Annotated in this window: 22 protein-coding genes and 1 other RNA gene; 8 read left to right on the top strand and 15 right to left on the bottom strand. The window is 38.4% G+C overall.

Annotated elements, in window-relative coordinates; translation table 11 throughout:
- Genes C9J29_RS16015 through C9J29_RS16005 form a run of 3 tightly spaced genes read right to left on the bottom strand, consistent with a single transcriptional unit; the run spans position 1 to position 3,255 of the window.
- Positions 1-1,104: a restriction endonuclease subunit S gene (locus C9J29_RS16015; RefSeq protein ID WP_107922419.1), complete on the bottom strand. Its 1,104-nt coding sequence runs from the start codon at positions 1,102-1,104 to the stop codon at positions 1-3.
- Complete coding sequence (locus C9J29_RS16010) at positions 1,101-2,648, bottom strand: type I restriction-modification system subunit M (protein WP_107922418.1); 1,548 nt, start codon at positions 2,646-2,648, stop codon at positions 1,101-1,103. Before C9J29_RS16010 ends, C9J29_RS16015 begins: the two co-directional genes overlap by 4 nt.
- 34 nt (positions 2,649-2,682) lie before the next feature.
- A complete protein-coding gene (locus C9J29_RS16005; protein ID WP_237068855.1) occupies positions 2,683-3,255 on the bottom strand; it encodes a type IV toxin-antitoxin system AbiEi family antitoxin domain-containing protein in 573 nt (190 codons plus the stop codon).
- 1,143 nt (positions 3,256-4,398) lie between these two features.
- Here C9J29_RS16005 and C9J29_RS16000 point away from each other — a divergent pair.
- Positions 4,399-5,580: a site-specific integrase gene (locus C9J29_RS16000; RefSeq protein WP_107922416.1), complete on the top strand. Its 1,182-nt coding sequence runs from the start codon at positions 4,399-4,401 to the stop codon at positions 5,578-5,580.
- Between the two features lie 139 nt (positions 5,581-5,719).
- Here the strand turns inward: C9J29_RS16000 and ssrA are convergent.
- The 5 genes from ssrA to secG form a co-directional block, all read right to left on the bottom strand.
- Positions 5,720-6,075: a transfer-messenger RNA gene (gene ssrA, locus C9J29_RS15995) on the bottom strand.
- 361 nt (positions 6,076-6,436) lie between these two features.
- Complete coding sequence (gene smpB, locus C9J29_RS15990; RefSeq protein ID WP_008181258.1) at positions 6,437-6,904, bottom strand: SsrA-binding protein SmpB; 468 nt, start codon at positions 6,902-6,904, stop codon at positions 6,437-6,439.
- A 70-nt stretch (positions 6,905-6,974) separates the two neighbouring features.
- Complete coding sequence (gene rnr, locus C9J29_RS15985) at positions 6,975-9,446, bottom strand: ribonuclease R (protein WP_096364832.1); 2,472 nt, start codon at positions 9,444-9,446, stop codon at positions 6,975-6,977.
- Positions 9,447-9,485: 39 nt separating this feature from the next.
- The gene (locus tag C9J29_RS15980; protein WP_036120159.1) at positions 9,486-10,232 is read right to left on the bottom strand and encodes an alpha/beta hydrolase; all 747 of its coding nucleotides are present in this window, start codon (positions 10,230-10,232) and stop codon (positions 9,486-9,488) included.
- 189 nt (positions 10,233-10,421) lie between these two features.
- Positions 10,422-10,649, bottom strand: coding sequence for a preprotein translocase subunit SecG (gene secG, locus C9J29_RS15975; protein ID WP_008173196.1), 228 nt, complete (start codon positions 10,647-10,649; stop codon positions 10,422-10,424).
- Positions 10,650-10,857: 208 nt separating this feature from the next.
- Here secG and C9J29_RS15970 point away from each other — a divergent pair, with 208 nt between their 5' ends.
- The 7 genes from C9J29_RS15970 to dltD all read left to right on the top strand — a co-directional run bounded on the left by C9J29_RS15970 (position 10,858) and on the right by dltD (position 18,471).
- The gene (locus C9J29_RS15970; protein WP_090003058.1) at positions 10,858-12,117 is read left to right on the top strand and encodes a transglutaminase domain-containing protein; all 1,260 of its coding nucleotides are present in this window, start codon (positions 10,858-10,860) and stop codon (positions 12,115-12,117) included.
- A 182-nt stretch (positions 12,118-12,299) separates the two neighbouring features.
- The gene (locus C9J29_RS15965) at positions 12,300-13,946 is read left to right on the top strand and encodes an alkaline phosphatase (RefSeq protein WP_107922415.1); all 1,647 of its coding nucleotides are present in this window, start codon (positions 12,300-12,302) and stop codon (positions 13,944-13,946) included.
- Between the two features lie 280 nt (positions 13,947-14,226).
- Positions 14,227-14,364 (top strand): teichoic acid D-Ala incorporation-associated protein DltX, encoded by a 138-nt coding sequence (locus C9J29_RS15960; RefSeq protein WP_025116578.1) that lies wholly within the window; start codon positions 14,227-14,229, stop codon positions 14,362-14,364.
- A 17-nt stretch (positions 14,365-14,381) separates the two neighbouring features.
- Positions 14,382-15,857 (top strand): D-alanine--poly(phosphoribitol) ligase subunit DltA, encoded by a 1,476-nt coding sequence (gene dltA, locus C9J29_RS15955; protein WP_089986243.1) that lies wholly within the window; start codon positions 14,382-14,384, stop codon positions 15,855-15,857.
- Entirely contained in the window at positions 15,854-17,017 is a 1,164-nt protein-coding gene (gene dltB, locus C9J29_RS15950) for a D-alanyl-lipoteichoic acid biosynthesis protein DltB (RefSeq protein ID WP_036221103.1), read from the top strand. Before dltA ends, dltB begins: the two co-directional genes overlap by 4 nt.
- A gap of 48 nt (positions 17,018-17,065) precedes the next feature.
- On the top strand, positions 17,066-17,299 hold the full coding sequence (gene dltC, locus C9J29_RS15945) for a D-alanine--poly(phosphoribitol) ligase subunit 2 (protein WP_008173205.1): 234 nt from the start codon (positions 17,066-17,068) through the stop codon (positions 17,297-17,299).
- The gene (gene dltD, locus C9J29_RS15940; protein ID WP_089986244.1) at positions 17,296-18,471 is read left to right on the top strand and encodes a D-alanyl-lipoteichoic acid biosynthesis protein DltD; all 1,176 of its coding nucleotides are present in this window, start codon (positions 17,296-17,298) and stop codon (positions 18,469-18,471) included. Before dltC ends, dltD begins: the two co-directional genes overlap by 4 nt.
- Before the next feature lie 65 nt (positions 18,472-18,536).
- Here dltD and C9J29_RS15935 read toward each other — a convergent pair whose 3' ends face one another.
- From C9J29_RS15935 to gap, 7 genes are all read right to left on the bottom strand, one after another.
- A complete protein-coding gene (locus tag C9J29_RS15935) occupies positions 18,537-19,052 on the bottom strand; it encodes a GNAT family N-acetyltransferase (RefSeq protein ID WP_008173208.1) in 516 nt (171 codons plus the stop codon).
- Positions 19,039-19,650, bottom strand: coding sequence for a GNAT family N-acetyltransferase (locus tag C9J29_RS15930; protein ID WP_089986245.1), 612 nt, complete (start codon positions 19,648-19,650; stop codon positions 19,039-19,041). The genes C9J29_RS15935 and C9J29_RS15930 overlap by 14 nt, the downstream gene beginning before the upstream one ends.
- Before the next feature lie 147 nt (positions 19,651-19,797).
- A complete protein-coding gene (gene eno, locus C9J29_RS15925) occupies positions 19,798-21,090 on the bottom strand; it encodes a phosphopyruvate hydratase (RefSeq protein ID WP_069482559.1) in 1,293 nt (430 codons plus the stop codon).
- A 2-nt stretch (positions 21,091-21,092) separates the two neighbouring features.
- Complete coding sequence (gene gpmI, locus C9J29_RS15920) at positions 21,093-22,634, bottom strand: 2,3-bisphosphoglycerate-independent phosphoglycerate mutase (protein WP_107922414.1); 1,542 nt, start codon at positions 22,632-22,634, stop codon at positions 21,093-21,095.
- Entirely contained in the window at positions 22,627-23,388 is a 762-nt protein-coding gene (tpiA, locus tag C9J29_RS15915; protein ID WP_107922413.1) for a triose-phosphate isomerase, read from the bottom strand. The genes gpmI and tpiA overlap by 8 nt, the downstream gene beginning before the upstream one ends.
- A gap of 27 nt (positions 23,389-23,415) precedes the next feature.
- Positions 23,416-24,600 carry a phosphoglycerate kinase gene (locus C9J29_RS15910; RefSeq protein ID WP_089986247.1) on the bottom strand — a complete coding sequence of 395 codons (1,185 nt, stop codon included), beginning with the start codon at positions 24,598-24,600 and terminating at the stop codon, positions 23,416-23,418.
- Between the two features lie 510 nt (positions 24,601-25,110).
- Complete coding sequence (gap, locus tag C9J29_RS15905; protein WP_090003053.1) at positions 25,111-26,127, bottom strand: type I glyceraldehyde-3-phosphate dehydrogenase; 1,017 nt, start codon at positions 26,125-26,127, stop codon at positions 25,111-25,113.
- Positions 26,128-26,171: the final 44 nt, after the last annotated feature.

The raw sequence follows: 26,171 nt of genomic DNA, 5'->3' as shown, positions 1-26,171 counted from the left end.
TTATGCCTCTACCTCCTCATTTGGAAAGCTAAGAAGTATATTACTGTAATATTTATATTGTTTTTGACGCAATTCTATTTCACGAAGTAAGCCCTCGGTATTAGAGGATATCAAGGCATCGAATTTATCGAGGATTGATACTATACGCTTTTTTTGTAAAGGCAAAGGATTGGGAACCATGATGCTATTCAATTTTTTTTGATTTAATTTGGGTTGAGCCGCCCCAGATATATAGGGAGTTAAATCGATATGATTTAAATAAAATTCTACAAATCTTCGTTCTTCATAAGTCTTAAATTTAAGTACATGAGCATGATTATTAACCCACATTTTACCATTAGCGCTGAATGCAATTGGTGTATTTCTAGCAAGTAAATTTGCCCCATCTTCCGAAACAAGTAAAAAATCACCTTCAAAAATATAATCTTTTACATAATCAACAATACCAGATGCACCATAATACGGAATATCTCCAAACTCTCTTACACTACTAGTAATCGGTTTACGCATTGAGTCAAGATTCTCGGCAAGCTCCCCCAACGCTTTCCATTCAATTTCACCCTCTTCAAAAGTAAACAACTTATCACGATAATACTCATATTGCTTTTTCCTTGCTGTAAGTTCTGCAGTAAGCTCTTCTGTAAGCACTGTGAAGGCGTCCAAAATACGGACTATTTCTTCTTGTACTTTAAGGGGGGGAATGGGGATTGGGATTTCGTACAAAATAGCTTGAGTTAGGCTAGGTCTGCCAGAACCTGTATCAAACTTCATTAAATCAATAGTTTTCATGTAATAGTAGAAAAATTTAGGTATAAGTTGATTAATGTCAATTTCTGTGTAATAAATCGTATCAACATTCCATATGGGCTCTTCAACATAAAATATATTTGTAATCGAACCTTTTCTTGGAATTAGAACAGTAGGTTTATTATATGCAAATTTATCTACATAAGCCATAACTCCGCCCGAACCATAAACAGGTATATTACCAACACTCAGTTTTTTCCAATCTTTACCATTATTTATATTTACAACTTCCCGTAAGGCCTTCCACTCAACCTCCCCCCCCTTAAGGAGTTTCTCCATAAAGTTCGGCTTAATCATGATTCAATCACCTCAATAATGTTATCAATTTCAGCACGTAGTTGGTCTATTTTCGCTACAGTCGTTTTTATTTCTGCATTCAGTTCATTTATATCGATGACTTCCCTTATGTCTTTTGCTTCCACATAGTAGCTCACAGATAGGTTGTAATCTTTTTGAACGATTACATCATATTCAACAGAATTTGCAACAAAATCAACATCTTTTTTGTTTTCAAATATTTCCATTATTCGCTCGATATGTTCATCTGTAAGTATGTTATTATTCGTTTCTTTTTTATAGAAATCAACTCCACTTGCATCAATAAATTGAGTTTTATTATCGGTTTTATGTTTAGAAAGAACCAAGATATTAACCGCTATTGAAGTCCCATAAAAAAGGTTAGGTGCTAATGAAATAACTGTTTCAACAAAGTTATTATCAATCAGATACTTTCTAATTTTTTGCTCTGCACCACCTCGGTAAAAAATGCCAGGGAAACAAACGATAGCAGCACGACCTTTACTTGAAAGGTAACTTAGCGTATGTAGTACAAAGGCAAAATCAGCTTTAGATTTTGGGGCTAATACACCTGCAGGAGCAAATCTTTCATCATTAATAAGTGTCGGGTCATCACTACCAATCCAATTTACGGAATAAGGTGGATTAGATACAATAGCATCAAAAGGTTTTTCATCACCAAATTGAGGGTCTAATAACGTATTTCCTAAAGCAATATTAAACTTATCGTAGTTTATATTATGTAAAAACATATTCATACGAGCAAGATTATAAGTTGTATGGTTAATCTCCTGTCCATAAAAACCATCTTCGATAATATGATCATCAAACTGTTTTTTTGCTTGTAATAGCAATGAACCTGAACCGGCTGCAGGGTCATAAATCTTATTAATGGTTGTTTGCTTGTGGATTGCTAATTGAGCAATAAGCTTAGATATGCTCTGCGGTGTGAAGAATTCTCCTCCAGATTTACCAGCATTTGCAGCATAATTAGATATTAAAAACTCATAGGCATCACCAAAAAGGTCAATTTGACTATCTTCAAAACCACCAAAATTAAGCCCTTCAACGCCTTTAATGACAGCAGCTAAACGACTGTTTTTATCTTTCACTGTATTTCCCAATCTATTGCTTGTCGTGTCAAAATCGGCAAATAATCCTTTAATATCTAGTTCAGATGGATAACCATTTGCTGAACTTTCAATAGCAGAAAATATAGCAGCTAAATCAGTATTCAAACGTTCATTTGTGTTGGCGGTTTTCGCAATATTAGCAAACAGCTGACTTGGATATATGAAATAACCTTTTGTTTTAATAGCATCCTCTTTGATTTCTTTAGTTATAATATCATCAGGAAGGTCTGCATAAATGACGCTTTCGTCTCCCGCTTCAATATAACTAGAAAAGTTCTCGCTTATGAAACGATAAAAAAGCGTTCCTAAAACATATTGTTTAAAATCCCATCCATCTACTGAGCCACGGACATCATTGGCTATTTTCCAGATTTGAGATTGTAGTTCGGCACGTTGTGTTGTACTTGACATTTGTATTCCTCCAATTTTTTCTTCTATACATTGTTTATAGAAGCACTTCTAAATAGGTTTGAAGTTTTCCTTCCACCTTTAGTTTCTTGCCATATTCACACAGCAATGCAATGTTCTTGTCTTTTCTTCTAAAGTAGCGTTTAAAGCCATCTGTGATGATCTGTTTATCTGTTTTATTATGCTTTCGCAAGATATCGCATAATGTCCTTTCCATGCTATAAGCTCTCACTGTATTCCCTTTAGGTGTTTTTACTTCTACAACTCCAAGATCATACAATTCCATTATGACACGATTGCAATTCACATTTTCGCTTTTTACAGTTGAAGTATTGTAATTATGAGGAAAGGTCATTTGAAATTTTGCTGGCGTCCTGTCGGTTAAATCAAATAAATAAAGTGCAGTAGCCCCAGAAAAAATCCCACGTTTATAACGAACTTGAAGATTATACATTTCATCTTCCAATGATCCAACCAGTTGATATACGCCTCTACCTGTCCGTTCTAACAAACCTGTATCCATCATATATTTGAGATTACCACGTGAAATTCCTGCTTTTGTTACTTCGGCAGCAGTTATGACACCATTATTATTTTTGATCATTTCCATAATGAACTCAGTCCTTGCCATAACACACCTTCTCTCAAAAATAAAAATACTCTACGCATATAATTATGCCCCACTTATGCGTAGAAGTCAAAATACATTTACTAAATTTTCCTGTTCAAAACTTTATAAGCAAAACATAGTTTTGCGCTTTTTGTTTTGATAATATCTCAATTCAGCGAAAGAAGATAGATCAATAGTTAGTTGCAAACATAGGCATTTCATCTAACTAATCAATATCACTTTAAAATAAAAAATCCCATACCCTTAGGTACCTGGAGTATGAACAATATATTATTGCTAATTCTTGTCTTTTTTAGTTTTTGCATGATTTTCTCTATATCTAAAGAAAATCCTTAAAACCAAGATTGCCTAAATCCACACATTCACCGTCGTGTGTCCTTTCTTATATTTATCTTTAATTCCTGTTATCCCAGTCGCATAAAGCGCTTGCTTATTCTTCTTAATTAAAGCTAAACAGCAGCTACTTTCTATAAAAATCCCTTTCGGACTCCCATCAGACATTAGGCTTTCTGTACAGTAATAATAAAATCCTGCTAAGCCCCACTTCTCAATCCCTTAATATTCTCTATTTTTATTTTTGAATTTGCTCTTTCATCATCCATGAAGCGCAAAATAAGCTCTTCACCACAAAACATGAAAGATGATTAAGTTGTATGGGAGTTTAAGTACACTCCTTCTCAATATTCATAGTAATATTAACATAAATATCCAACAGGAAATCATCTCTTGACTAAGAATCTAGAAGGGAGATGATTTTAATCAATTTCAATCTTAATTTAAAGGCTACATTGGGATTTAGGTTAGAAGAAATCATTCTTAATATCCTGGATAAAATATAGTGACAGATGAATTGAAGTAATGGATGGATTTGCTTTAAAAAGAAGTGGTACAATACCGTTCAATCCTTATTACCCCTTAGGATGGAGATCGATATATTGGGCATCCATCAGTCAATAGGGAAAGATACGCATAAACATAAATTTTAAACGCAGAAGAGCCTCAAACTCTTTTGTGCTTTTTATTGTCTTATTTGCTAAAGCTGCCCCTATCACATAAACTAAAACTGTAGTACTAGTTACTACAATCCTCTTTGTCTCCGTAAGTACAAGGAGTGATGTTACATTGGTTTCAATTAAAAGCTACAAACTAAAAAACAATGAAGTTCGTTTCAAATTCAATGTATATATCGGTGTAGACCCTTTAACAGGAAAAGAAAAGACTACTACTCGGAGCGGATTTAAAACGAAAAAAGAAGCGAAAGAAGCTTTAGCCAAACTTCGACAAGAAGTTCGTGATGGCACTTTTCATAAAGTTGCGATGGAAACGTATCAAGATGTATATGAGTTGTGGATGGAGCAGTACGAAAATTCGGTAGAAGATAGTACTTTATTAAAGACGAAACGTATCTTTCAAAATCACATTTTGCCTAGCTTTGGCGAATATCGTATTGCAAAAATAGATGCTACTATTTGTCAGAAACATGTGAATCAGTGGGCAAAGAAGCTTAAACGTTTTAGCATGGTGAAAAACTATACTGCGTTAGTTATCAAATACGCTATTCGTCATGGAATTATCGATAAGAACCCATTCGAATTAGTAGAAATGCCTATTATTAAAAATAACATTTCATTGGAAGACGATGATGATGAATTCGAAAACTTCTATTCACGGGAGCAACTTGTACAATTTTTACAATGTTTGCAGCAAGATCCAAACCTAAAAAAGCATGCTGTATTTCGATTATTAGCTTTTTCTGGAATGCGTAAAGGTGAAGTGTTTGCGTTAAAATGGAAGGATATCGACTTCGATACTTTGGAGATTCGCATTACAAAGGCTGTGAAACGTGGTGAGAAAGGCTTGTATCTAGGTGCAACTAAAAATGGTAAGCCTCGTACAATTAAATTGGATCAAGAAACAGTGGACCTGTTAAAGTTATGGCGTTCAGAACAAGACAGCTTTTTTGCAGAAAAGAAAATCAATACAAAAACTAAACAGCAGTTAGTGTTCTCCAACATATATAACGTGTTGCAAGATCCAAATAAAACTTTTCAATGGCTTTTAGATTTCATTAAAAAGCATCAATTGGAACCTATTACAACACATGGTCTTCGTCATACGCATTGTTCCTTACTATTTGAAGCTGGCGCATCGATTAAAGAAGTGCAATATCGACTTGGCCATAACGATGTCAAAACTACATTGGAAATCTATGCACACGTCACACAAAAAGCAAAAGCAGGTACAATTGATAAATTCACTAACTTCCTTAAAAACGAAAACGATGATTTTCTAACAAAGGATTAACAAAGGTTAATAAGGTTTTTAATAAGGTTTTTAATAAGGATTCACTCCAATTCAGTACAACTCAAAGGCATTAAAAAAGTGCCATAAACGTTGACTTAACAACATTTATGACACTCAGTGAAATTCAGTGAATCTCATGGTATGGAGACGGCGGGAGTCGAACCCGCGTCCAAAGACTCCAATACTTCAGCTTCTACGCGTGTAGTTTGCCTATTTACGATTCGCGTAACATTATGCCGACAAACAGGCGTCCTGTACGCTAACCTGGAAATCTCTTGCCGATGACTCAGGTGGCACCATCGACCGTATCCCACTAAAGTTGGGCCCCACGTTCTCTACATGGGCGATAGAGAGGCAGAGCGCTTACGAGCTTACGCTGCGAAAGCTAAGTTTTGTTGTTTGCCAGTTATTATATAACTGTCGTTGATGACGGAGCCGAGCCCTCCGACGCGCGACTAAAGCTTGAACCATCCCTGTCGAATCCGTAACGTCCCCTTGATATATGAATCGAAGCGGTTGAGCCTCGTTCAAACAAAGAGCTAGAATTGCTTCTAGTACGGTGGGAGCTTAAAAGTACGCTTCCATGAAATCTGGCAATCAGTAATTCATATTATAAAACATAATGAGCGATAGTTCAAGTGTACCGCTCTAGTAGGAAACATGGGCTTGGACTTAGAGGCTATCCATCGCTTTCTCTGTTCTATTCCACCATACTTTAACTTCTATCCGTCACTTTCACGATTCTATCCATCACTTCCCCAATCCTATCCACTACTCCAGCTCACCCCGCCCCCCGCAACTCCCCCAACCAAAACAAAAAGCTCACCAACAACTAGGTGAGCTTTCTGATAATCTATTAATATTGGTTATTGGATTTGAAGGTGCGTTCCATTTCGCGTTTGGCTTCTTTTTTGCGCATGTCGTTGCGTTTATCGTAGTCTTTTTTCCCTTTGCCGACGCCGATTAAGAGCTTGGCATAGCCGTCCTTGATGTACATTTTCAATGGGACGATTGTGTAGCCGTCACGTTTGACGGCACCGACTAGCTCGCCGATTTGCTTTTTATGGAGAAGCAATTTGCGGGCGCGTAGTGGGTCGTGGTTGAAACGGTTCCCTTGATCGAACGGGCTGACATGCATATTGCTAATCCATGCTTCGCCATTGGTAATGCGGACGTAGGAGTCTTTTAGCTGGGCCTTGCCTGCACGAATGGATTTGATTTCTGTACCGGTTAGGACCATGCCTGCTTCGATTGTCTCTTCAATAAAGTAATCATGTCCAGCTTTTTTGTTTTGTGCTAATACTTTTCCTGAACCTTTTGCCATTTGATTCACCCTCTACTTAAAGGTTGAGCTTGAGCGAAAGTATCCGTACTTAGGACACTTTCGCTCATGCTTATTTACGTTTTGATTTTTTCTTTTTGTTTTTCTTTGCAATGCCTTCATAGAATTTTTGCTTTTGTTTCACGCGTTTTTTAGGACCTGGGCTGCTAGAGTCATCTTTGCGACGTCCACGTGGATCACGGTCACCTTCACGGCGTTCACCGCGTTTAGTATCTCGACTTCCGCTTTCCTCTTCTTGGCGACTGCTTCTACGGCTGCCACCACGCCCGCCTTTTTCGTCATCGCTACGTGTGCTTCTGCGACTGCGTTCACCTTTATTGTCGTTATAATTTTTACGTGCGTGAATAACAGTCGGCGCGGCTTTGCGTGTTCGTCCATATGAAGTTACCATTCCAACGATTTCAAAGTCAATGGATGACTCCTCAATAATGACATTGGCAACACGGACTGTTACTTCATCACCAATACGGAATTGACGATTTGTACGTTCACCGATCATGATCATTTGACGATCATCGAAACGGTAGTAATCATCTGTCATATTACTAATATGGACAAGTCCTTCAATCGTGTTTGGCAACTCCACGAAAATACCGAAGTTGGTAATGGATGATACGATTCCTTCGAATTCTTCGCCAATTTTATCAGACATATATTGTGCCTTTTTCAAAGCATCTGTATCACGTTCTGCATCAACCGCACGGCGTTCACGCTCGGATGTGTGGTCAGCAATTTCATCCATTGCCATTCCCCACTGTGCAACCGTTTCTCGAGAAGTATCCTTATTAATTAAATACGTACGGATTAATCGGTGTACGATTAAGTCCGGATAACGGCGAATTGGTGATGTGAAGTGTGTATAGAAATCAGTTGATAGGCCAAAGTGACCTAGGCTTTCTGGGTAATATTTCGCCTGTTGCATCGAGCGTAGCAGCATCGTTGAAATAACAGGCTCCTCTGGCATACCTTCAATGGCTTTCAGAACATCCTGTAATGCTTTAGGATGCACAGTATTGCCTGTACCTTTAATTAAAATCCCGAAGTTCGTAACAAATTCAAAGAATCGTTGAAGCTTTTCTGGCTTTGGATCTTCGTGAATACGGTATATGAACGGTACATTCATCCAGTGGAAGTGCTCCGCTACTGTTTCATTAGCAGCTAGCATGAAATCTTCAATTAGCTTCTCCGCTACTGTACGTTCACGTATCTCAATATCAACTGGCCAACCTTCCTCATTCACGATGACTTTAGATTCTTTAAAGTCAAAGTCAATGGCACCTCGAGATTCACGTTTACGACGTAAAATGCCAGATAGCTCTGCCATATTTTTAAACATCGGAACAAGTGGCTCGTAGCGTTTGATTAACGCTTCATCTTGCTCCTCTAAAATTTTGTAGACATCCTTATACGTCATACGTTCAGTTGTTTTAATAACACTTTGGAAAATTTCATGTGAAATAACATTCCCACTCGCATCAATAATCATTTCACAGGATAGTGTTAAACGGTCAACCTGTGGATTTAATGAACAAATACCGTTTGAAAGTCGATGCGGAATCATTGGGATCACACGATCTGTTAAATAAACACTTGTTGCACGGTCATAGGCTTCAAGATCGATGACAGAGCCTTGCGTTACATAATAACTAACGTCTGCAATATGTACGCCAAGCTTATAAGTACCATCTACATTTTTTATGACGGTTACTGCGTCATCCAAGTCCTTTGCGTCAGCCCCATCGATGGTTACAATCGTTTCATGACGTAAATCACGACGACCTACTAAATCAGCCTCTGTAATATCATCTGGCACACGTTGTGCAGCAGCGATGACTTCGTCTGGGAATTCAGGTGGAATATCGTGCTTATATAAAATGGATAAAATATCCACGCCTGGATCATTTTTATGCCCTAAAATTTTTGTAATATAGCCTGTAGCCGATTTTAAATCTTCAGGCCATGTGGCTACTTCGACCACAACCTTATGGCCATCAACAGCGCCTAATGTATCTCCTTTTGCAATAAAGATATCCATTGGCAGCTTTTTATCGTCTAAGACAACAAAGCCAAAGCCACGATTAGCTTGGAATGTGCCGACAAAGCTTGTTTGACCACGTTCAACGACCTTAGTTACAGTCCCTTCACGGCGATCACCAAATGATTCTTTTAACACACGAATAAGAACGATATCTCCATTTATAGCCCCATTAATTTCATGCGGTGGAATGAACACATCATCCATGCCCTCAACATCAGGCGCTACAAAGCCGAAACCCTTCGCGTGACCGATAAATTTACCTCTTAGTAAATTCATACGTTCTGGTAGGCCATAACGATTGGAGCGAGAACGAACAACTAAGCCCTGTCCTTCCATACGGACTAATGTTTTGACAAGCTCCTTAAATTCTTCCGCATCCTCAAAGCCAAATTCATCCTCTATTTCACCGACAGTTAATGGTTTGTAATCATCTTGGCCGAAAAAAACGAGTAACCGACTTTGTAGTGTATCTTTTTGGTCTTTCATACATATTCCCTCCTTCATGAGAAAATCCTATTTATAATTTTATTGTGCCCAATTTAGGCTTTCTAAAAAGCGATAAATATCTTCATGTAATTGATCTTTTTCTTGATCTAACGTAATAACATGTTTTGAGTTTTCATACCACTTCATATGCTTATCAAGTGACTCAGTTTGATTATATATAATGTTGGCAGATTCTGTCTCTATTACCTCATCATTTGTAGCTTGAACGACAAAAATAGGGGCATAAATCATGTCGATTTCTTGACGAGTACGCGTAATAAATTCACGTAACTCTTGGAGAGACGGCATGCCTTTTTCAGCAATGAGTGCTACTTCTGTTTCGATTTGTTCCTCCTGTTTACCTTGGAACTTTTTATAGTCTTTAGCATATTTCAAAACACCCTCAAACATGACGTCTGTTGTACGCATAGTCATAGGTGCACACATCGTAACAATTCCTTTAACAGGGTTGTTTAAGGCTACATTTAATGCCATTACACCGCCTAATGAAAGGCCAGCAACAGCAATTTCTTCATAGCCAGCATCCTGTAACTGTTTATAGGCGGCCACGACATCTTGCCACCAGTCTGCTGGACCTGTTGTGATAAGTTCCTCAGGTTCCACACCGTGACCTTTATAGTGAGGTGCTAAAGTAGTATACCCTTTTTTCTCTAAAAATCTACCAAGCATGCGAACGTCTGCCGAGCTACCTGTAAAGCCATGTAGTAATAAAACGGCACGTGGTCCTGCTTGAAAGAAAAATGGCTGTGATAAAGATTTATTCATGGTAAGCACTCCTTCATCCTAAAACGCTCATATATACTATACCCATTATAGCCCTCTCGATGATGCCTCGAGCATAACATTAGGCTATAACATTACATTTCAATTTTTACTCCATCGAGAAAATTTTCCATTTGGTTATGATAAAAGAAAACGCCCAACCAATGTGGTTAGGCGATAGATCTTCAACTATTAGATTTTTGTAATAGCGATTGCTAAAATAAAGAATAGTATAGCTAACACAATTGTTGCACGGTGAAGGATTAAATCCATACCACGCGCTTTTTGCTTTCCAAATAGTTGCTCAGCTCCACCCGAGATGGCACCTGATAAGCCTGCACTTTTACTAGATTGAAGTAATACCACCACGATCAACGCTAATGATACGATAACTAATGAAACTAATACTACTGTATGCATTCACTGCACCTCCCGAACTTTGAAACATCACAACAGACTATATTATAACAAAAAAAGGTTGCCATGACAAACTTAGCTTTCTGTTTAGTAGGAATTTTTCCTCTTCACGTACATCTATTTGTCGGATTATCCGACTATTTGTGGATAACACCTCCTCTAATTTTAGATTATAATGGAAAAAATTATATTTTATTGGAGGATTTATGTATTGAACAAAAAAATAGCACTGCTTTTATTATGCTGCACCATTCCCTTTTTTACAGCATGCTCAAAGGCAATCGACATCCTACTACAAGATGAAGAGGATGTCACAATGACAACAACATTAACAGAAGAACCAAATGAAACAAATACTGATATAAAAATACCAGAAAGCAAAGCATTATCTGCCTCATTTTCACCTACCGATTTATTTTCAACCACTTTATTTAAGGATGATCCCGCTTTACTACAATTTGCAAAAAAAGTGGAGAAGCAGGTTGCTCAATTTGAAGAGCACTTTGAGGTTTCTTATACAGGGAAGCTGGATTTTGAGGATTTTGAAGTACAGCTCAATGATTTAAATAACCTGATTACCTTCGTTGACCCTTATACAGCTGGTTATTTCTTATATTATGAATGGAGCGCTTGGGAAACCGATAATGGTTATTCAGTAGAATTGTCCATACAATATTTAACTGATGCGAAGAAAGAAAAAAAGGTAGACCAATATGTGGAGACGTTCGCGAATCAATATATTACCAAAGACATGACAGACTTTGATCGTGCGAAAGTCATTAATGATTATGTTGTACAGCTAGCCACATATACGGAACAGGGCTCTACTGAAGGTCAATCCGTTTTCGAATTAATTAATGAAGAAACTGCTGTATGTCAGGCTTATGCTTTACTTACTTACCGTCTATTAGTAGCATCTAATCTCGATGCGAAATACGTCTATGGCTATAGTGAAGATCAGCTACATGCCTGGAATTTAGTCCAGGTTAATGGCAATTGGTATCATCTCGATACAACTTGGAATGACGTTGCACCTACCGAGCCCTTTACAATTTCCTACGAATACTTTTTGGTCAATGATGAAAAACTAAGTCAAGATCATTTATGGGCCAATGAAAACTATTTTGCCGCAACTAGTAATGCTTATGATTTTATGCATGATATGTGGTATGCCAATACAGTAGATAATGTGATCTATTATAACAGCATGAGCGATAGTACAGTTTATTCCTATGACTTAACGACAAATGAACATAAACAAATTTCTGCAACTGCCTGCTATTATTTAGTGACTGACCAACAATCTATTTATTGTAGTGACTATGATAATGCTGGCTATTTAACAAAAATAAATGTCCAGGACGGTTCCGAGGAGGTATTATTCGAAGACGAGGTACTGAACTTGAACATCCAAGATGGTATTTTGTATTACGAAACACTTGACGGCTCCATGCATCAACAAAATTTGTAACCTACATAGAATCTGTGTGCGGATTTCACACAGATTCTATCTCCCTCTGCTTCAGTTGGCCAACCACACCGCTTTCCCTTCACATTTACAGTATTACCATATTTTATTAACAATTTTTTAACGGTGGCTTTACACCCTTCCTTTACACTTACAGTTGATCATTCATCTAAAGGAGGAAAATCATGAAATACGCAAAAAAATGGGCTTCATTATTTTTAGCAAGTGCAGTGACTTTATCCGCAGTTAGTATTCCACAGCAAGATGTACAAGCAGCTAAAGTAAAAAAACCGACAAATGTCATCATGCTAGTGATGGATGGAAGCAGTAATAATGCTGTAACACTTTCCCGTTGGTATAAAGGGGAAAGCTTAGCAATGGATGAAATTTTATCGGGTGCAATGCGCACTTACTCTGCTGAATCAGCCATTACTGACTCTGCCCCTGCCGCTACTGCATTAGCGACGGGACATAAATCGAATGATAAATATATAGGGGTGCTCCCATCGGAGATTACTTCACCTGGATTAGCGCAAATAGATAAGAAGGATGCCTTTAGACCCGTAGCCAATGTATTAGAAGGTGCTAAACAGCAGGGGAAAGCGACTGGCTTGATCTCTACCTCTGAAATTCAACATGCAACGCCTGCCGGTTTCTCAGCACATGCTAACAATAGGAGCCAATATGGAGATATTGCGGAACAACAGGTTTATCAAAATATTGACATTGTCTTAGGTGGCGGTTTAGAATCGCTGACACCAGGTACGTCTAAAAATGCCCGCAAGGACGGCGAGGATTTAATGAAGGTATTGAAGGATAATCAATATGATTTAGTGCATACTCGTGATGAGTTATTAAATAGTCCATCTTCAAAAATTTGGGGAAGCTTTGCACCAAGTGCCTTGGCGTATGATTTAGATCGTGCCAAAACTAGGAAATCAGAGCCTACACTTGCTGAAATGACGAATAAAGCAATTAACACGCTTAAAAAGGATAAGGATGGCTTCTTCCTTTTTGTTGAAGGTAGTAAGGTAGACTGGGCTGCACATGCCAATGACACCATCGGTATAATAAGCGATATTTTGTCGTTTGATGATGCCGTAAAAGAAGCCGTTGATTTCGCAAAGGAAGATGGGAATACATTAGTCATCGCAGTTACAGACCATGGAAATAGCGGAATTACGATGGGGAACGCCAATACTACTAGTACCTATTCAAGCATTCCTGTTTCAGCTTATATTGATCCATTAAAAAAGGCTTCCATGACCGTTGAAGGGGCTTTAAGCCAACTAAAAGAAGACCGTTCCAATATTGTGGAGGTAGCTGCTCTGTATGGATTAGATCCATTAACGAAGGACGAGCTTTCTACATTAAAATCTGCGAAAGATGTCGGTAGCGAAATGGTAAAAATGCTTGCAAACCGTGCGAACATTGGTTATACGACGGGTGGTCATACGGGAGAAGATGTCTTTCTTTATTCATTTGGTCCTTCTAAATTAACTGGACTCGTTGAAAACACGGATTTAGCTCATTCAATGGCGCAATTTATGGGCTTCGACCTAAAGTCTTTAACAGATGATTTGTATGTGCCAGCTACAAAGGCATTTACAGAGAAAGGCTTTACAACAAAAATAGATCTATCCGATAAAGAAAACCCAACCTTCGTTGCTCAAAAGGCAGATGTGACGGTGAAAATTCCTGTTAACAAAAACGCAATGATTTATGAACACACTTCAAAAAATACAACAAAAACCCACACATTCAATACCATTAATGTTTACAATGGTTCTGAATTTTATGTTTCTAAAAAAGTTATAGAGGCCGTGAAATAAAAATAAGGGCACGAACATAAGTTGAGATTATTCCCTTATGTTCGTGCCCTTTTTACATAAAAATAGCCATCCAACAGTTTGTAATTCTTGTACATTCCCCCAGAACCTTAAATTTACCTTAAATTAATCTTATGATTTAATGAATTCACCTTAATCCAGCAACATTTTTCTCCACATTCCGTCAAATCAGTGTTAAAAACATAAGGTAAGGATTTTTAACTAGTAAATTAGTATTTTTTGAAAGTTTAATCCTATACTTTTTTTCATTGGAGGTGGACAAATGGAATCCATCAAAAATAATGAGTATCTACGCTTTATCGGATTCACGTTATTTTATTTGATCGTTTTGGTGCTGTTGTTTCTTATACATGGCTTTCATGATATGAACGCTGGACCATTTATATATACGGAATTTTAAATAAAGGAGTTTTACTGATGTTAAGTATTTTAGCAGCTATCGAACGTGTGGCCATCCAACAGCCACAAAAAACTGCTTATCAAACCCACAATGCCTCCTTAACATATGGTGAGCTTTGGCATTATTCGGATTGTATAGCCGATTATATCATGGCACATCATTTGCAGAGACAGCAGCCCATTGTCGTTTATGGACATATGTCCCCTTTACAGATTGCTGCCTTTTTGGGCGCAGTAAAGGCGGGACACCCATATGTACCCGTTGACTCGTCAACACCGTCTGAAAGATTACAGTTAATTTTGGAGGCATCGAAAGCTTGTCTAGTATTCACGACAGAACCATTACAGATGCTAACAAACATACCTGTAGTAGCAGTGAGTGAAGTGTTAGACTCATCCTCCCTCCAAGACAGTCCAGCAGCAACAAGCTGGGTGCAGCAGGAGGACATTCATTATATCATTTACACTTCTGGCTCAACTGGGCAGCCAAAGGGCGTCCAAATAACTGCCAATAATTTAGCTCATTTCGTTACTTGGATGCAGGATAATTTTCCCATACAGGAATCAGGCGTATTTTTAAATCAAGCTCCCTATTCTTTTGACTTATCCGTCATGGATCTCTATCCAGCTCTTGTAGGAGGGCATACACTTTATGCAATTACACAACAAGAAATCGCCAACCCGCGAGCTTTATTTGACTCATTAGCGTTGTCCAACACTCGTGTTTGGACGTCTACCCCTTCCTTTGCCAAGATGTGCTTAATGAACAAGGAATGGGAGCAAAGGCTCATGCCTGCATTAGATACCTTTTTATTCTGCGGTGAGGTTTTACCAATACCTGTCATTAAAGAGCTCATGCAACGTTTTCCACAGGCCACTATTTATAATTTATACGGACCTACGGAAACGACTGTCGCTGTATCCTATGTAAAAGTAACTGAAGCATTAATAGAACAATTTGAGCAATTACCGATTGCTCCTATTTCTGAGGGAAACGTTTCTTTATTAGATGATGGAGAAATTGTTATTTCGGGGCCAACTGTCAGTGCAGGCTATTTAGGAGCACCCGAGTTAACAGCTAAAGCCTTTCCAACCATAGCTGGTCATCGCATCTATCAAACAGGAGATATGGGCTATGAGCAAGATGGGTATTTGTTCTTTTTAGGTCGCAAGGATTTCCAAGTAAAATTACATGGTTATCGCTTAGAGATCGAGGAGATTGAGAAACAAATTAGTAACCTGCCACCTGTTTCAAGCTGTGTAGTTGTTCCTGTCCATAAAGATAATGAAATTGTTTCTCTAAATGCTCATATCGTTTTGCGTGAGCCTTTAGCGGACTCTGCTTTTAAAATGACTAAGCAGTTGAAGACCCTATTATCGGAGTATTTACCAGCCTATATGATACCTAGAACGTTTAAATATATGGATGCTTTACCGCTAAATCCAAATGGTAAAGTCGATCGTAAAGGATTGGCGGTTATGGAAACAGTATGACGCCTTATGGAAATATAGCATTCTTTCTCATTATTGGACTATTATTGCTACCTACTATTTTATTAGGTTTACGTGGCAAGTCTGCGAAGCATTATAATTTATTGGTATCGTTGATTGTTTTAGCTCTTATCTTTGGACACTCCTTGAACGGATCAATTTCGTTAATATTGTTTACGGTCTTTCAAATAGTGCTTATTACGGCTTATCAACGCTATCGACTGCAGCAAAATAATGGACCCGTTTTTGTCATGGCTGTGCTCCTGTCGATTTTGCCGCTTGTGCTAGTGAAGATTTTGCCTATCCTTGGTCTGCATCATTTATTCGGCTTCCTTGGTGTGTCCTACATTACGTTTAAAGCAGTGCAAATGATTTTAGAAACACGCGACGGCTTAATGAAGGAAAAAGTCTCTATCGTCGAACTGGCCTATTTTTTACTGTTCTTTCCTACAGTATCGTCGGGTCCTATCGATCGTTGGCGCCGTTTTACGAAGGATTTTCATTCGGTTCCCTCTTCGGAAGACTATCAAAAGCTGTTACTAAGTGGCATTAACTATATCTTTGTGGGCTTTTTATATAAATTTATATTGGCTTATTTAATCTACAACTACACACTTATTTATTTGCCAAACCATACGTATAACTATTTGACACCTTTCCAAGGACAGTTAGCGTATATGTATATGTATAGCTTTTACTTATTCTTTGATTTTGCAGGCTATAGTGCATTCGCAGTAGGTGTAAGCCGAATAATGGGCATTCAAACACCTATTAACTTTAACCGTCCATTTGCCAGTCGCAATATTAAAGACTTTTGGAATCGTTGGCATATGAGTCTTTCCTTCTGGTTCAGAGATTATGTTTATATGCGCTTTGTTCTTTGGATGACGAAGAAAAAATGGCTGAAAAATAAATTCGCCATTTCATATATAGGGTTCTTTTTACTATTCTTTTTAATGGGCATTTGGCATGGCCTCGAATGGCATTTTGTCGTTTATGGTCTCTATCATGCCTTATTAATTATTAGCTTCGATAAATTCGAACGCTGGAATAAAAAGCATAAGCTTTGGCCAAAAAATAAATGGACGCATGCCATTGGTGTATTTATCACGTTCAATGCCGTATGTTTTGGCTTCTATATCTTTTCAGGGAAATTATTTTAACTAAAGGCTTTCTACAAATAAAGCCTGTTCAATAAAGGAGAATTATTAATGGAAAAACAACAAGTTTTAGAAATGCTAGTGGAGTTATGTGAAGATGAAATTATTGTAGAAAACCCAGATATCGATCTATTCGAGGAAGGTCTTCTTGATTCCTTTGGTACCATTAATTTATTGGTAGAAATTGAGAACCGTTTTAATATTTCTGTACCTATTACTGATTTTAATCGTGAAGAATGGAACACGCCGAATCGTATTGCAGGGAAGTTAGCTGAAAGACAATGATAAAAAAAGGCTTTCTATCACTATTTATTGCCTTAGCCCTGTTTTCCGGCTTTGTCTTCTTTCCAAATTCTTGGATCAAAGCATGGATATCAGAAGATGATGTGGAGCAAGCCAAAACAAATATGTCTCCACTCGTCTTTCAAGGCACGTATTTACAGGAGCGAATGTTACAGGAGCCTACTTCCATGCCTTTATACGGTTCCTCTGAATTAAATCGATTTGACCCGTTTCACCCTTATAATTATGCTCGAGCAACAGATGCCCCGTATACGACATTTATGATTGGTCGTGGTGGGATGCAGTCCATTACGCATTTCTTAAATTTTGCTGCGCAAGAGAAAAATTTAGAGGGCAAAAAATTAGTTTTTATTATTTCACCCCAATGGTTTACGGAAAAAGGTATGGGTGAATTCCATTTTTCACCGAATTATTCTATGTTACATGCCTATGACTTAGCGTTTAATCGTGACATGGATGCTCATCTCCGTAAACAGGCTATGGAGCGCCTGCTAGAATTTGATACCGTTGAGCGAGATCGTCTCTTAAAAACGATGTATCAATATCAAATGTCTAATGGCAAAAAACATCCTGTTACAGGACGTATGGCTATGATAGCGGGCCGCTTTCACAAGGAATTACTAGAAAAAAAGGATCTCTACTATTCGCTATTCCCTCGCAAGGGGCATTCATTAAAAAATAATGATAAGCTCGTTGCGGACCAAAGCTTTGAACAGCAAATACAGCATGCTGAAGCCTATGGGGAGAAACGTGTCTCCAATGAATATATGATTGAAAATAGAGCTTACAAGCGACTGGTTAACGCTAATTTTTCAAAGTTTAAGAATATGCGAAAGCATGAAGATTATACGGAATCTCCTGAGTACAAGGATTTTCAGCTAGTTATGGATGTGTTAAAGGATGCTGGTGCTAAGCCATTATTCGTCTCTATTCCCGTTAACGGCTATTGGTATGATTATAATGGCTATTCTAAAGAACGACGACAACAATATTATGAGAAGATGGCACAACTATTAAAGGATGCCAATGTCGACTATGTTGATTTTACAGACCATGAGTACGACCCTTATTTTATAATGGATACGATTCATATTGGCTGGAAGGGCTGGGTTTATTTAGACCAGAATATGGATAAATACTGGGCACAGCAGTAATGTAATAGCAAATGGAGAGTCGGTCTGTAGTGAGCTAACACTTCAGACTGACCTTTTTATATTCATTAACTTTCATCATCTAATGAGAACAGTCTAAGTTCCTCAGAATCATTGGAAAATTGGATGACCTTTTCAAACTGCAAGCCTATTCTTTCGAGTAACTTAGCTGACGCATGATTATCTTGGGTAGTAATAGCCACAATTCGATTAAATCCTAGTGTCTCTAGACCATAGGCTAAAACGGCTGATGCTGCTTCATAGGCATATCCCTTTCCCCAATAATCAGGGAGAAACGCGAAACCAATATCTACATCCTCTAAATTATCTCTTTTGACGAAACCGCATATTCCTATCGGGGTTTGATCTTCCGTTTTTTCCACTACATATAGGCAAAATCCGAATTGCTCATACATCCGTATTGCACCATTTTCTATATAACGAGCCGCCTCCTCTACGGTCTTCACACCGCGGTCACCGATAAATTGTATCCACGAGGGATCATTCACTAGCTCAAGAATAAATGGCGCATCATCCGTTGTTTGTAAGCGCAATATTAGTCGTTCTGTTTCAAGAATGTTCATTGTCACGCTGCTCTCCTTTCGTCTGAAGCTTACAGTCAAATTTACTGCTCTCCCATTCAGACGCTAAAATAGAATATTGATATTCATCCACCCATTGTCCCTTGGACATATAGTTTTGTAAGAAATGACCTTCGCGTCTCATCCCTATACGCTCAAGTACGGCAATAGAATTGTTATTTCTCACATCCGTAAAGGCAATGACTTTATGTTTCTTTAATGAATGGAAAAGATAATTTATTAACGCGCAAACCGCTTCCTTTGCATATCCCTTCCCCTGATGTTCCGGAGAAAGGGTAAATCCAATTTCTACAATGCGTGGTTCACTTAAAGGCGTGTGAAGTGCGCAATCTCCAATAAGCTCATTCGTTTCCTTCAAAGCAATGGCGAATTGGTACCATGTCCCTGGCTGATTAGGAACATGATTTATTTGGTGATGCACGAACGTTTTTGCTTCGTGATATTGATAATTCTCCCACGATTGATATTTAGCAATTTCAGGATCAGCCCGATATGTGTAAAAACTTTCAATATCATCCGTCTGAAATTTTCTTAATAGAAGACGATCTGTTCCAGCAAATACTTCCATATTTTTCTCCATAGTATTTTCCCTTTCATAACTTTCTTCCATATATATTATTATAATCATTTTAAACGATGGATGCTTTGTTCATTTTTCATGACAACATCCATAAAAAATCGCCCCAAAAGTATGTTTAACTTTTGGGACGAAATACGTATTAGTCGCTTATTTTAAGTTATAGAATGATTTTAAACCAAGGTACTCAGCCGTTGAACCAAGTTGATCTTCGATGCGAAGAAGTTGGTTGTATTTAGCTACGCGGTCTGTACGTGATGGCGCACCCGTTTTAATTTGGCCTGCATTTGTTGCTACGGCGATATCAGCAATTGTTGCATCCTCTGATTCACCAGAACGGTGAGAGATAACTGCTGTGTAGCCTGCACGTTTCGCCATTTCGATCGCTTCAAATGTTTCTGTTAATGTACCGATTTGGTTCACTTTGATAAGGATTGAATTTCCAACTCCTTGCTCAATACCTGCAGATAATTTTTTTGTATTTGTTACAAATAAATCATCACCTACTAATTGAACACGACTACCAATACGTTCAGTTAATAGCTTGTGTCCAGCCCAGTCATTTTCATCTAAACCGTCTTCAATTGAAATGATTGGGTATTTGTTTGTTAACTCTTCGTACCAATCAACCATCTCTTCTGAAGTTTTAACAACACCTTCACCATCTAAGTGGTATTTACCATCTTCTTTATTGAAAAGCTCTGATGAAGCTACATCCATTGCAAGCTTCACTTCTTCACCTGGTTTGTAGCCTGCTTTTTCAATTGCTTCTAAAATGACTGTAATTGCTTCTTCGTTAGAGCCAAGGTTTGGTGCGAAACCACCCTCGTCACCTACTGCTGTATTATAGCCTTTAGCTTTTAGTACTGCCTTTAAGTGGTGGAAAATTTCAGCACCAATACGTAGTGCATGACGGAAAGATTCTGCACCGACAGGCATAACCATAAATTCTTGAATGTCTACATTGTTATCTGCGTGTGCTCCACCATTTAAAATGTTCATCATTGGTACTGGTAATTGTTTAGAATTAAACCCACCAAGATATTGATAAAGAGGTACATCTAAATAATCTGCCGCAGCATGTGCAACTGCCATGGATACACCTAGAATTGCGTTAGCACCTAGCTTGCCTTTATTTTCTGTGCCATCAAGCTCTATTAAAGCTTTGTCAATGACAACTTGGTCAAGAACAGAATAGTTACCTTCTAATTCTTGTGCAATAATTGTGTTAACATTTTCAACTGCTTTTAATACACCTTTGCCTAGGTAACGAGAGTTGTCACCATCGCGTAATTCTACAGCTTCGTATTCACCTGTTGATGCACCTGATGGTACGATTGAGCGTCCGAAAGCGCCTGACTCTGTAAATACTTCAACCTCTACTGTTGGGTTCCCACGTGAATCTAAAACTTCGCGAGCATAAACTTGTGTAATAAATGGCATAATTAATTCTCCTCTTTTTCAATTAATGATTGACCTGTCATTTCAGTAGGCTGTGACACCTGTAATAATTCTAACATGGTTGGAGCCAAATCGGCTAAAATACCACCATTTCGTAAAACAACATTTGGTTTTGTCACAATTACTGGAACAGGATTTGTTGTATGAGCTGTCATAGGCTCCCCAGCTAGTGTTACCACTTCATCAGAGTTCCCATGGTCAGCTGTAATAATAGCTGCACCAGCTTTTGCAAGAAGCGCATCTACTACTTTCCCTAAGCATTCATCCACTACTTCAATGGCCTTAATTGTTGGTTCAAGCATTCCACTATGACCTACCATATCAGGGTTGGCAAAGTTAAGAAGAATACCATCAAATTTTTCAGCCTCAATTTCTGCAAGTAAGGCTTCTGTCACCTCATAAGCAGACATTTCAGGTTTTAAATCGTATGTGGCAACCTTTGGGGATGCGATTAATAAACGTTCTTCACCTAAGAATTTCTCCTCACGTCCACCGCTCATAAAGAAAGTAACATGTGGATATTTTTCGGTTTCGGCAATGCGTAGCTGTGTTTTACCATTCATCGCTAACACTTCACCGATTGTATTTTTCAGGTTGTCATTTTCATAAGCAACCTGTGCATTAACTTCATCACTATAATGAGTAAAGGATACAAATTTCAAGTTTTTTGGATGCTTGGCAGATACTGCAAAACCATCAAAGCCTTCATTTGTGAATACTTTTGACAACTGTATAGCACGGTCCGGACGGAAGTTAAAGAAAATGACTGCATCGTTATCACCAATCGTTGCCACTGGCTCTCCATGCTCTTGAATGCTAAATGGGATGACAAATTCATCTGTCACTTCACGCTCATACGATGCTGCTACACCACTTTTTGCACTTTCCGCTGTTTGACCAACGCCATCTACCAGTACATTATAAGTAAGCGCGACACGATCCCATCGTTTATCGCGGTCCATTGCATAGTAACGACCGTGAATAGATGCAAATTGACCTACTCCCATTTCAGTCATTTGTTTTTCAGTTTCTTCAATATAGTCTAAAGCTGTTGTAGGTCCAACATCTCGACCATCTAAGAAGCCATGAACGAAAACGTCCGTTACATCTTGCTGCTTTGCAAGCTTTAATAGAGCAAACATATGCTCATAATGACTATGAACACCACCATCTGATAACAGCCCCATAATATGCAATTTAGAATTATGAGCTTTCACATGTGCCACCGCATCTAAAAATGCTTGATTTGTAAAGAAGTCTCCTTCACGTATCGATTTATTTAAGCGTGTTAAGCTTTGATAAACAATACGACCAGCACCAATGTTTAAGTGACCCACCTCGGAATTACCCATTTGTCCTTCTGGTAGCCCAACGGCTTCTCCAGATGCTGTTAATGTAGCGTGTGGGAATTGGCTCCAATATCGATCAAAATTTGGCTTTTTAGCCTGTGCTACTGCATTTCCGAATGTTTCATCACGAAATGCAAAGCCATCTAAAATAATTAAAGCTACTGGCTTTTTAGGCATTTGCTGCCGCCTCCAATAATGTTAAATAAGATTCTGGTTGTAAGCTTGCTCCACCTACTAATGCTCCATCAATATGCTCTTTTGATAAAAGCTCATGAACGTTGTCAGGCTTAACGCTGCCACCGTATTGGATGCGAACTGCATTGGCCGTTTCAGCATCAAATAATTCCTCAACGACCGAACGAATCGCTCCGCAAACTTGATTGGCATCATCGGCTGTAGCCGTTTTACCTGTACCGATTGCCCAAATTGGTTCATAGGCAATGACCATATGCTCTACTTGCTGCGCTTCGAATCCAGCAAGTGCCGCTTTAATTTGGCCCGCAACCTTTTGCTCTGTCGTTCCCGCTTCTCGTTCCTCTAGCGTTTCACCACAGCATATAATCGGTACAATATTATGTGCAAGTGCTGCTGCTACTTTTTTATTAATAGCGTCATCTGTTTCATTGTAGTACTCGCGACGTTCTGAGTGTCCTAATATAACATAGTCCACGTCCACACTTGCTAGCTGTGCAGGGCTAATTTCACCAGTAAAGGCACCTTCATTTTCATAGTGCATCGTTTGGGCACCAATAGCTAGCTCTGATTCACTAGCAACTTGCACAAGTGTAGGTAGGTAAAGTGCTGGTGCGCAAATTACAGCATCTACTTTCTCATTAGAAGGAAGTTTATCCTGTACGGCATCTACAAATTGTATAGCTTCTTCAAATGTCTTAAACATTTTCCAGTTACCTGCAATAATTGGTTTACGCATCGTCTTGCCTCCGATTTTTTATTTGGCTTATTTATCGTTTAGTGCAACAATTCCTGGAAGCTCTTTACCTTCCATTAGCTCTAGTGAAGCACCGCCACCTGTAGAAATGTGATCCATTTTAGTAGCTACTTCAAACTTTTCAACTGCCGCTGCAGAGTCACCACCACCGATTACTGTATAACCGGATGTAGTTGCCATTGCATCAGCCACTGTTTTTGTACCATTCTCAAATTTATCCATTTCAAAGACACCCATTGGTCCGTTCCAAATAATCAATTTAGAATTTTTAATGACCTCTGCATAGTGAGCTGCTGTTTTTGGCCCAATGTCTAGCCCCATCCAATCGGCAGGAATAGCATCAACATCCACAACTTTTGTTTCCGCATCTTGTGAAAATTCATTAGCCACTACCGCATCAATTGGCATATGTAATTGCACGCCTTTTGCTTTTGCCTTTTCAATAAATGATTTTGCTAGCTCAATTTTATCTTCTTCTAATAAAGATTTCCCAATATCGTAGCCTTGTGCCTTAATGAACGTGAATGATAATCCACCACCAATAATTAAGTGGTCTACTTTTTCTAATAAACTTTCAATTACACCAATTTTATCTTTAACTTTGGCACCACCGATAATCGCTGTAAATGGATGTTCAGGATTCGATAGCGCTTTACCAAGTACATCTAATTCCGTTTGCATAAGGAAACCTGATACTGCAGGAATGTGCTTGGCGATTCCTTCTGTAGAAGCATGTGCACGGTGAGCTGCACCGAAAGCATCATTGACATAAATATCTGCTAGCTGAGCAAATTGCTGTGCTAAAGCTGGATCATTTTTTTCTTCGCCTGCATGGAAACGAACGTTTTCAAGAAGTAAAATGTCTCCATCCTGCATGCTCGCAACAGCTTCTTCCACTGCTTGCCCAATAGATTCATCTAGCTTCGTAACTGGTTTGCTCATTAGCTCCGCTAAGCGAATACCAACTGCTGTTAGACGCATATCCTCTTTTACTTCACCCTTTGGACGACCTAAATGAGAAGCTAAAATGACTTTTGCACCTTGCTCTACTAAGTATTCAATTGTTGGAATAGCTGCTCGAATACGTGTTTCATCTGTAATGGCCCCATCCGCCATTGGAACATTAAAATCAACACGTACAAAAACGCGTTTACCTTTTACATCAATATCTTTCATTGTCTTCTTATTTAACATGAAGAAACTCCCTTCAAAGCTGTTTTAGTCTTACATCATTGTGTTTTACCCATCTTGGCTCCACACCATGCTTCCTAAATCGAAAAGTCATCTTGGTACTTTTTCGGGGTCACCATCTAATGTGCATATGATTCTCCAACTTTTGATAATGAACCCTAATACTTATTTTATAGTAGCAAAAGTACCCTTTTATGTCTTGCAAACACCATATATGAATTACGCATTAGTGTTGGAGTCCCAACAAAATCTGTGACATCCGCTAGGCTATTATCTTGATGTAGTCGGTGTTTGGACACCCACTCCATTAAAGAGAGCCATTTGTGTATTCATCTCATTACCTATAGAGGTGGGTATTTCCTGCTGAATTTAGACAAAAAGGGAGTAAGGGTTAACCCTTACTCCCATTACCCTTGTATATTATATCTATTCGATATTATAAAGGCTATACTTTTTGTGCATAAAAAGCAGTATTATGTCACACTTTTTACTCAAAATGTTGAAATATGATACTTATTTATTGTTTAACCCTTGTTCAGCAATGTATAAAGCTAAGTCCATTAAGCGAGTAGAGTAACCAATTTCGTTATCGTACCAAGCTAGAACCTTCACCATTTTGTTTTCTAATACCATTGTTGAAAGACCATCAACAGTAGAAGAATGGTGGTTACCGTTATAATCAATAGAAACTAATGGTAGTTCGTTGTAGTCTAAAATGCCTTTTAATTCATTTTCAGATGCTTCTTTTAATACCGCATTAATTGCTTCTTTCGTTACATCTGCTTTTAATTCTACAACTAAGTCTACACATGATACGTTAGGTGTTGGTACACGCATAGAGAAGCCATCTAATTTACCTTTTAATTGTGGTAATACTTTAGAAACGGCTACCGCTGCCCCAGTTGTTGTTGGAATCATAGATACCGCTCCTGCACGTGCACGACGTGGGTCAGAGTGTGGGAAGTCTAAGATTCGTTGATCGTTTGTGTAAGAGTGGATTGTTGTCATCATACCGCGTTCAATGCCAAATTTCTCATCAAGTACTTTCGCTACAGGCGCAAGACAGTTTGTTGTACAAGAAGCATTTGAGATAACATCATCTGTTGCTGGGTTATAGTCTGTATGGTTAACACCCATCACAAATGTAGGCATTTCTCCTTTTGCTGGTGCAGAAAGGATTGCTTTTTTAGCTCCTGCTTCAATATGCTTCCCTACTTCTTCCACTGAACGGAAATGACCAGTACATTCAAGAACTACGTCTACTCCTAATTCACCCCATGGTAATTGTGAAGGATCTTTTTCAGCATATACTTTTATACGTTGACCATTTACTACGAAAGAATCTTCATCTGCATTGACTTCAGCATCATAGATACCGTGGACTGAATCATATTTCAATAAGTGTGCAAGCTGACCTGCGTCTGTTAAGTCGTTTACAGCTACTACTTCAAATTCATTTTGCTTCATTGCCTCACGAAATACTAAACGTCCAATACGTCCAAATCCATTAATTGCTAATTTTAATGCCATTGTTAATTCCTCCAATAATGTGTAATTTCTGCCTCCATTGAAAT

The sequence above is a fragment of the Lysinibacillus fusiformis genome, assembly GCF_003049525.1.
Classification (GTDB): Bacteria; Bacillota; Bacilli; order Bacillales_A; family Planococcaceae; genus Lysinibacillus; species Lysinibacillus fusiformis.
This window is presented reverse-complemented; position numbering and strand designations above follow the sequence as displayed.

What these genes read in the sequence shown, in the direction of transcription:
- C9J29_RS16015 (WP_107922419.1), bottom strand. Translation starts at nt 1,104, where the DNA reads ATGATTAAGCCGAACTTTATGGAGAAACTCCTTAAGGGGGGGGAGGTT.
- C9J29_RS16010 (WP_107922418.1), bottom strand. Translation starts at nt 2,648, where the DNA reads ATGTCAAGTACAACACAACGTGCCGAACTACAATCTCAAATCTGGAAA.
- C9J29_RS16005 (WP_237068855.1), bottom strand. Translation starts at nt 3,255, where the DNA reads ATGGAAATGATCAAAAATAATAATGGTGTCATAACTGCTGCCGAAGTA.
- smpB (WP_008181258.1), bottom strand. Translation starts at nt 6,904, where the DNA reads ATGGCAAAAGGTTCAGGAAAAGTATTAGCACAAAACAAAAAAGCTGGA.
- rnr (WP_096364832.1), bottom strand. Translation starts at nt 9,446, where the DNA reads ATGAAAGACCAAAAAGATACACTACAAAGTCGGTTACTCGTTTTTTTC.
- C9J29_RS15980 (WP_036120159.1), bottom strand. Translation starts at nt 10,232, where the DNA reads ATGAATAAATCTTTATCACAGCCATTTTTCTTTCAAGCAGGACCACGT.
- secG (WP_008173196.1), bottom strand. Translation starts at nt 10,649, where the DNA reads ATGCATACAGTAGTATTAGTTTCATTAGTTATCGTATCATTAGCGTTG.
- C9J29_RS15965 (WP_107922415.1), top strand. Translation starts at nt 12,300, where the DNA reads ATGAAATACGCAAAAAAATGGGCTTCATTATTTTTAGCAAGTGCAGTG.
- C9J29_RS15960 (WP_025116578.1), top strand. Translation starts at nt 14,227, where the DNA reads ATGGAATCCATCAAAAATAATGAGTATCTACGCTTTATCGGATTCACG.
- dltA (WP_089986243.1), top strand. Translation starts at nt 14,382, where the DNA reads ATGTTAAGTATTTTAGCAGCTATCGAACGTGTGGCCATCCAACAGCCA.
- dltB (WP_036221103.1), top strand. Translation starts at nt 15,854, where the DNA reads ATGACGCCTTATGGAAATATAGCATTCTTTCTCATTATTGGACTATTA.
- dltC (WP_008173205.1), top strand. Translation starts at nt 17,066, where the DNA reads ATGGAAAAACAACAAGTTTTAGAAATGCTAGTGGAGTTATGTGAAGAT.
- dltD (WP_089986244.1), top strand. Translation starts at nt 17,296, where the DNA reads ATGATAAAAAAAGGCTTTCTATCACTATTTATTGCCTTAGCCCTGTTT.
- C9J29_RS15935 (WP_008173208.1), bottom strand. Translation starts at nt 19,052, where the DNA reads ATGAACATTCTTGAAACAGAACGACTAATATTGCGCTTACAAACAACG.
- C9J29_RS15930 (WP_089986245.1), bottom strand. Translation starts at nt 19,650, where the DNA reads ATGGAGAAAAATATGGAAGTATTTGCTGGAACAGATCGTCTTCTATTA.
- eno (WP_069482559.1), bottom strand. Translation starts at nt 21,090, where the DNA reads ATGCCATTTATTACACAAGTTTATGCTCGCGAAGTTTTAGATTCACGT.
- gpmI (WP_107922414.1), bottom strand. Translation starts at nt 22,634, where the DNA reads ATGCCTAAAAAGCCAGTAGCTTTAATTATTTTAGATGGCTTTGCATTT.
- tpiA (WP_107922413.1), bottom strand. Translation starts at nt 23,388, where the DNA reads ATGCGTAAACCAATTATTGCAGGTAACTGGAAAATGTTTAAGACATTT.
- C9J29_RS15910 (WP_089986247.1), bottom strand. Translation starts at nt 24,600, where the DNA reads ATGTTAAATAAGAAGACAATGAAAGATATTGATGTAAAAGGTAAACGC.
- gap (WP_090003053.1), bottom strand. Translation starts at nt 26,127, where the DNA reads ATGGCATTAAAATTAGCAATTAATGGATTTGGACGTATTGGACGTTTA.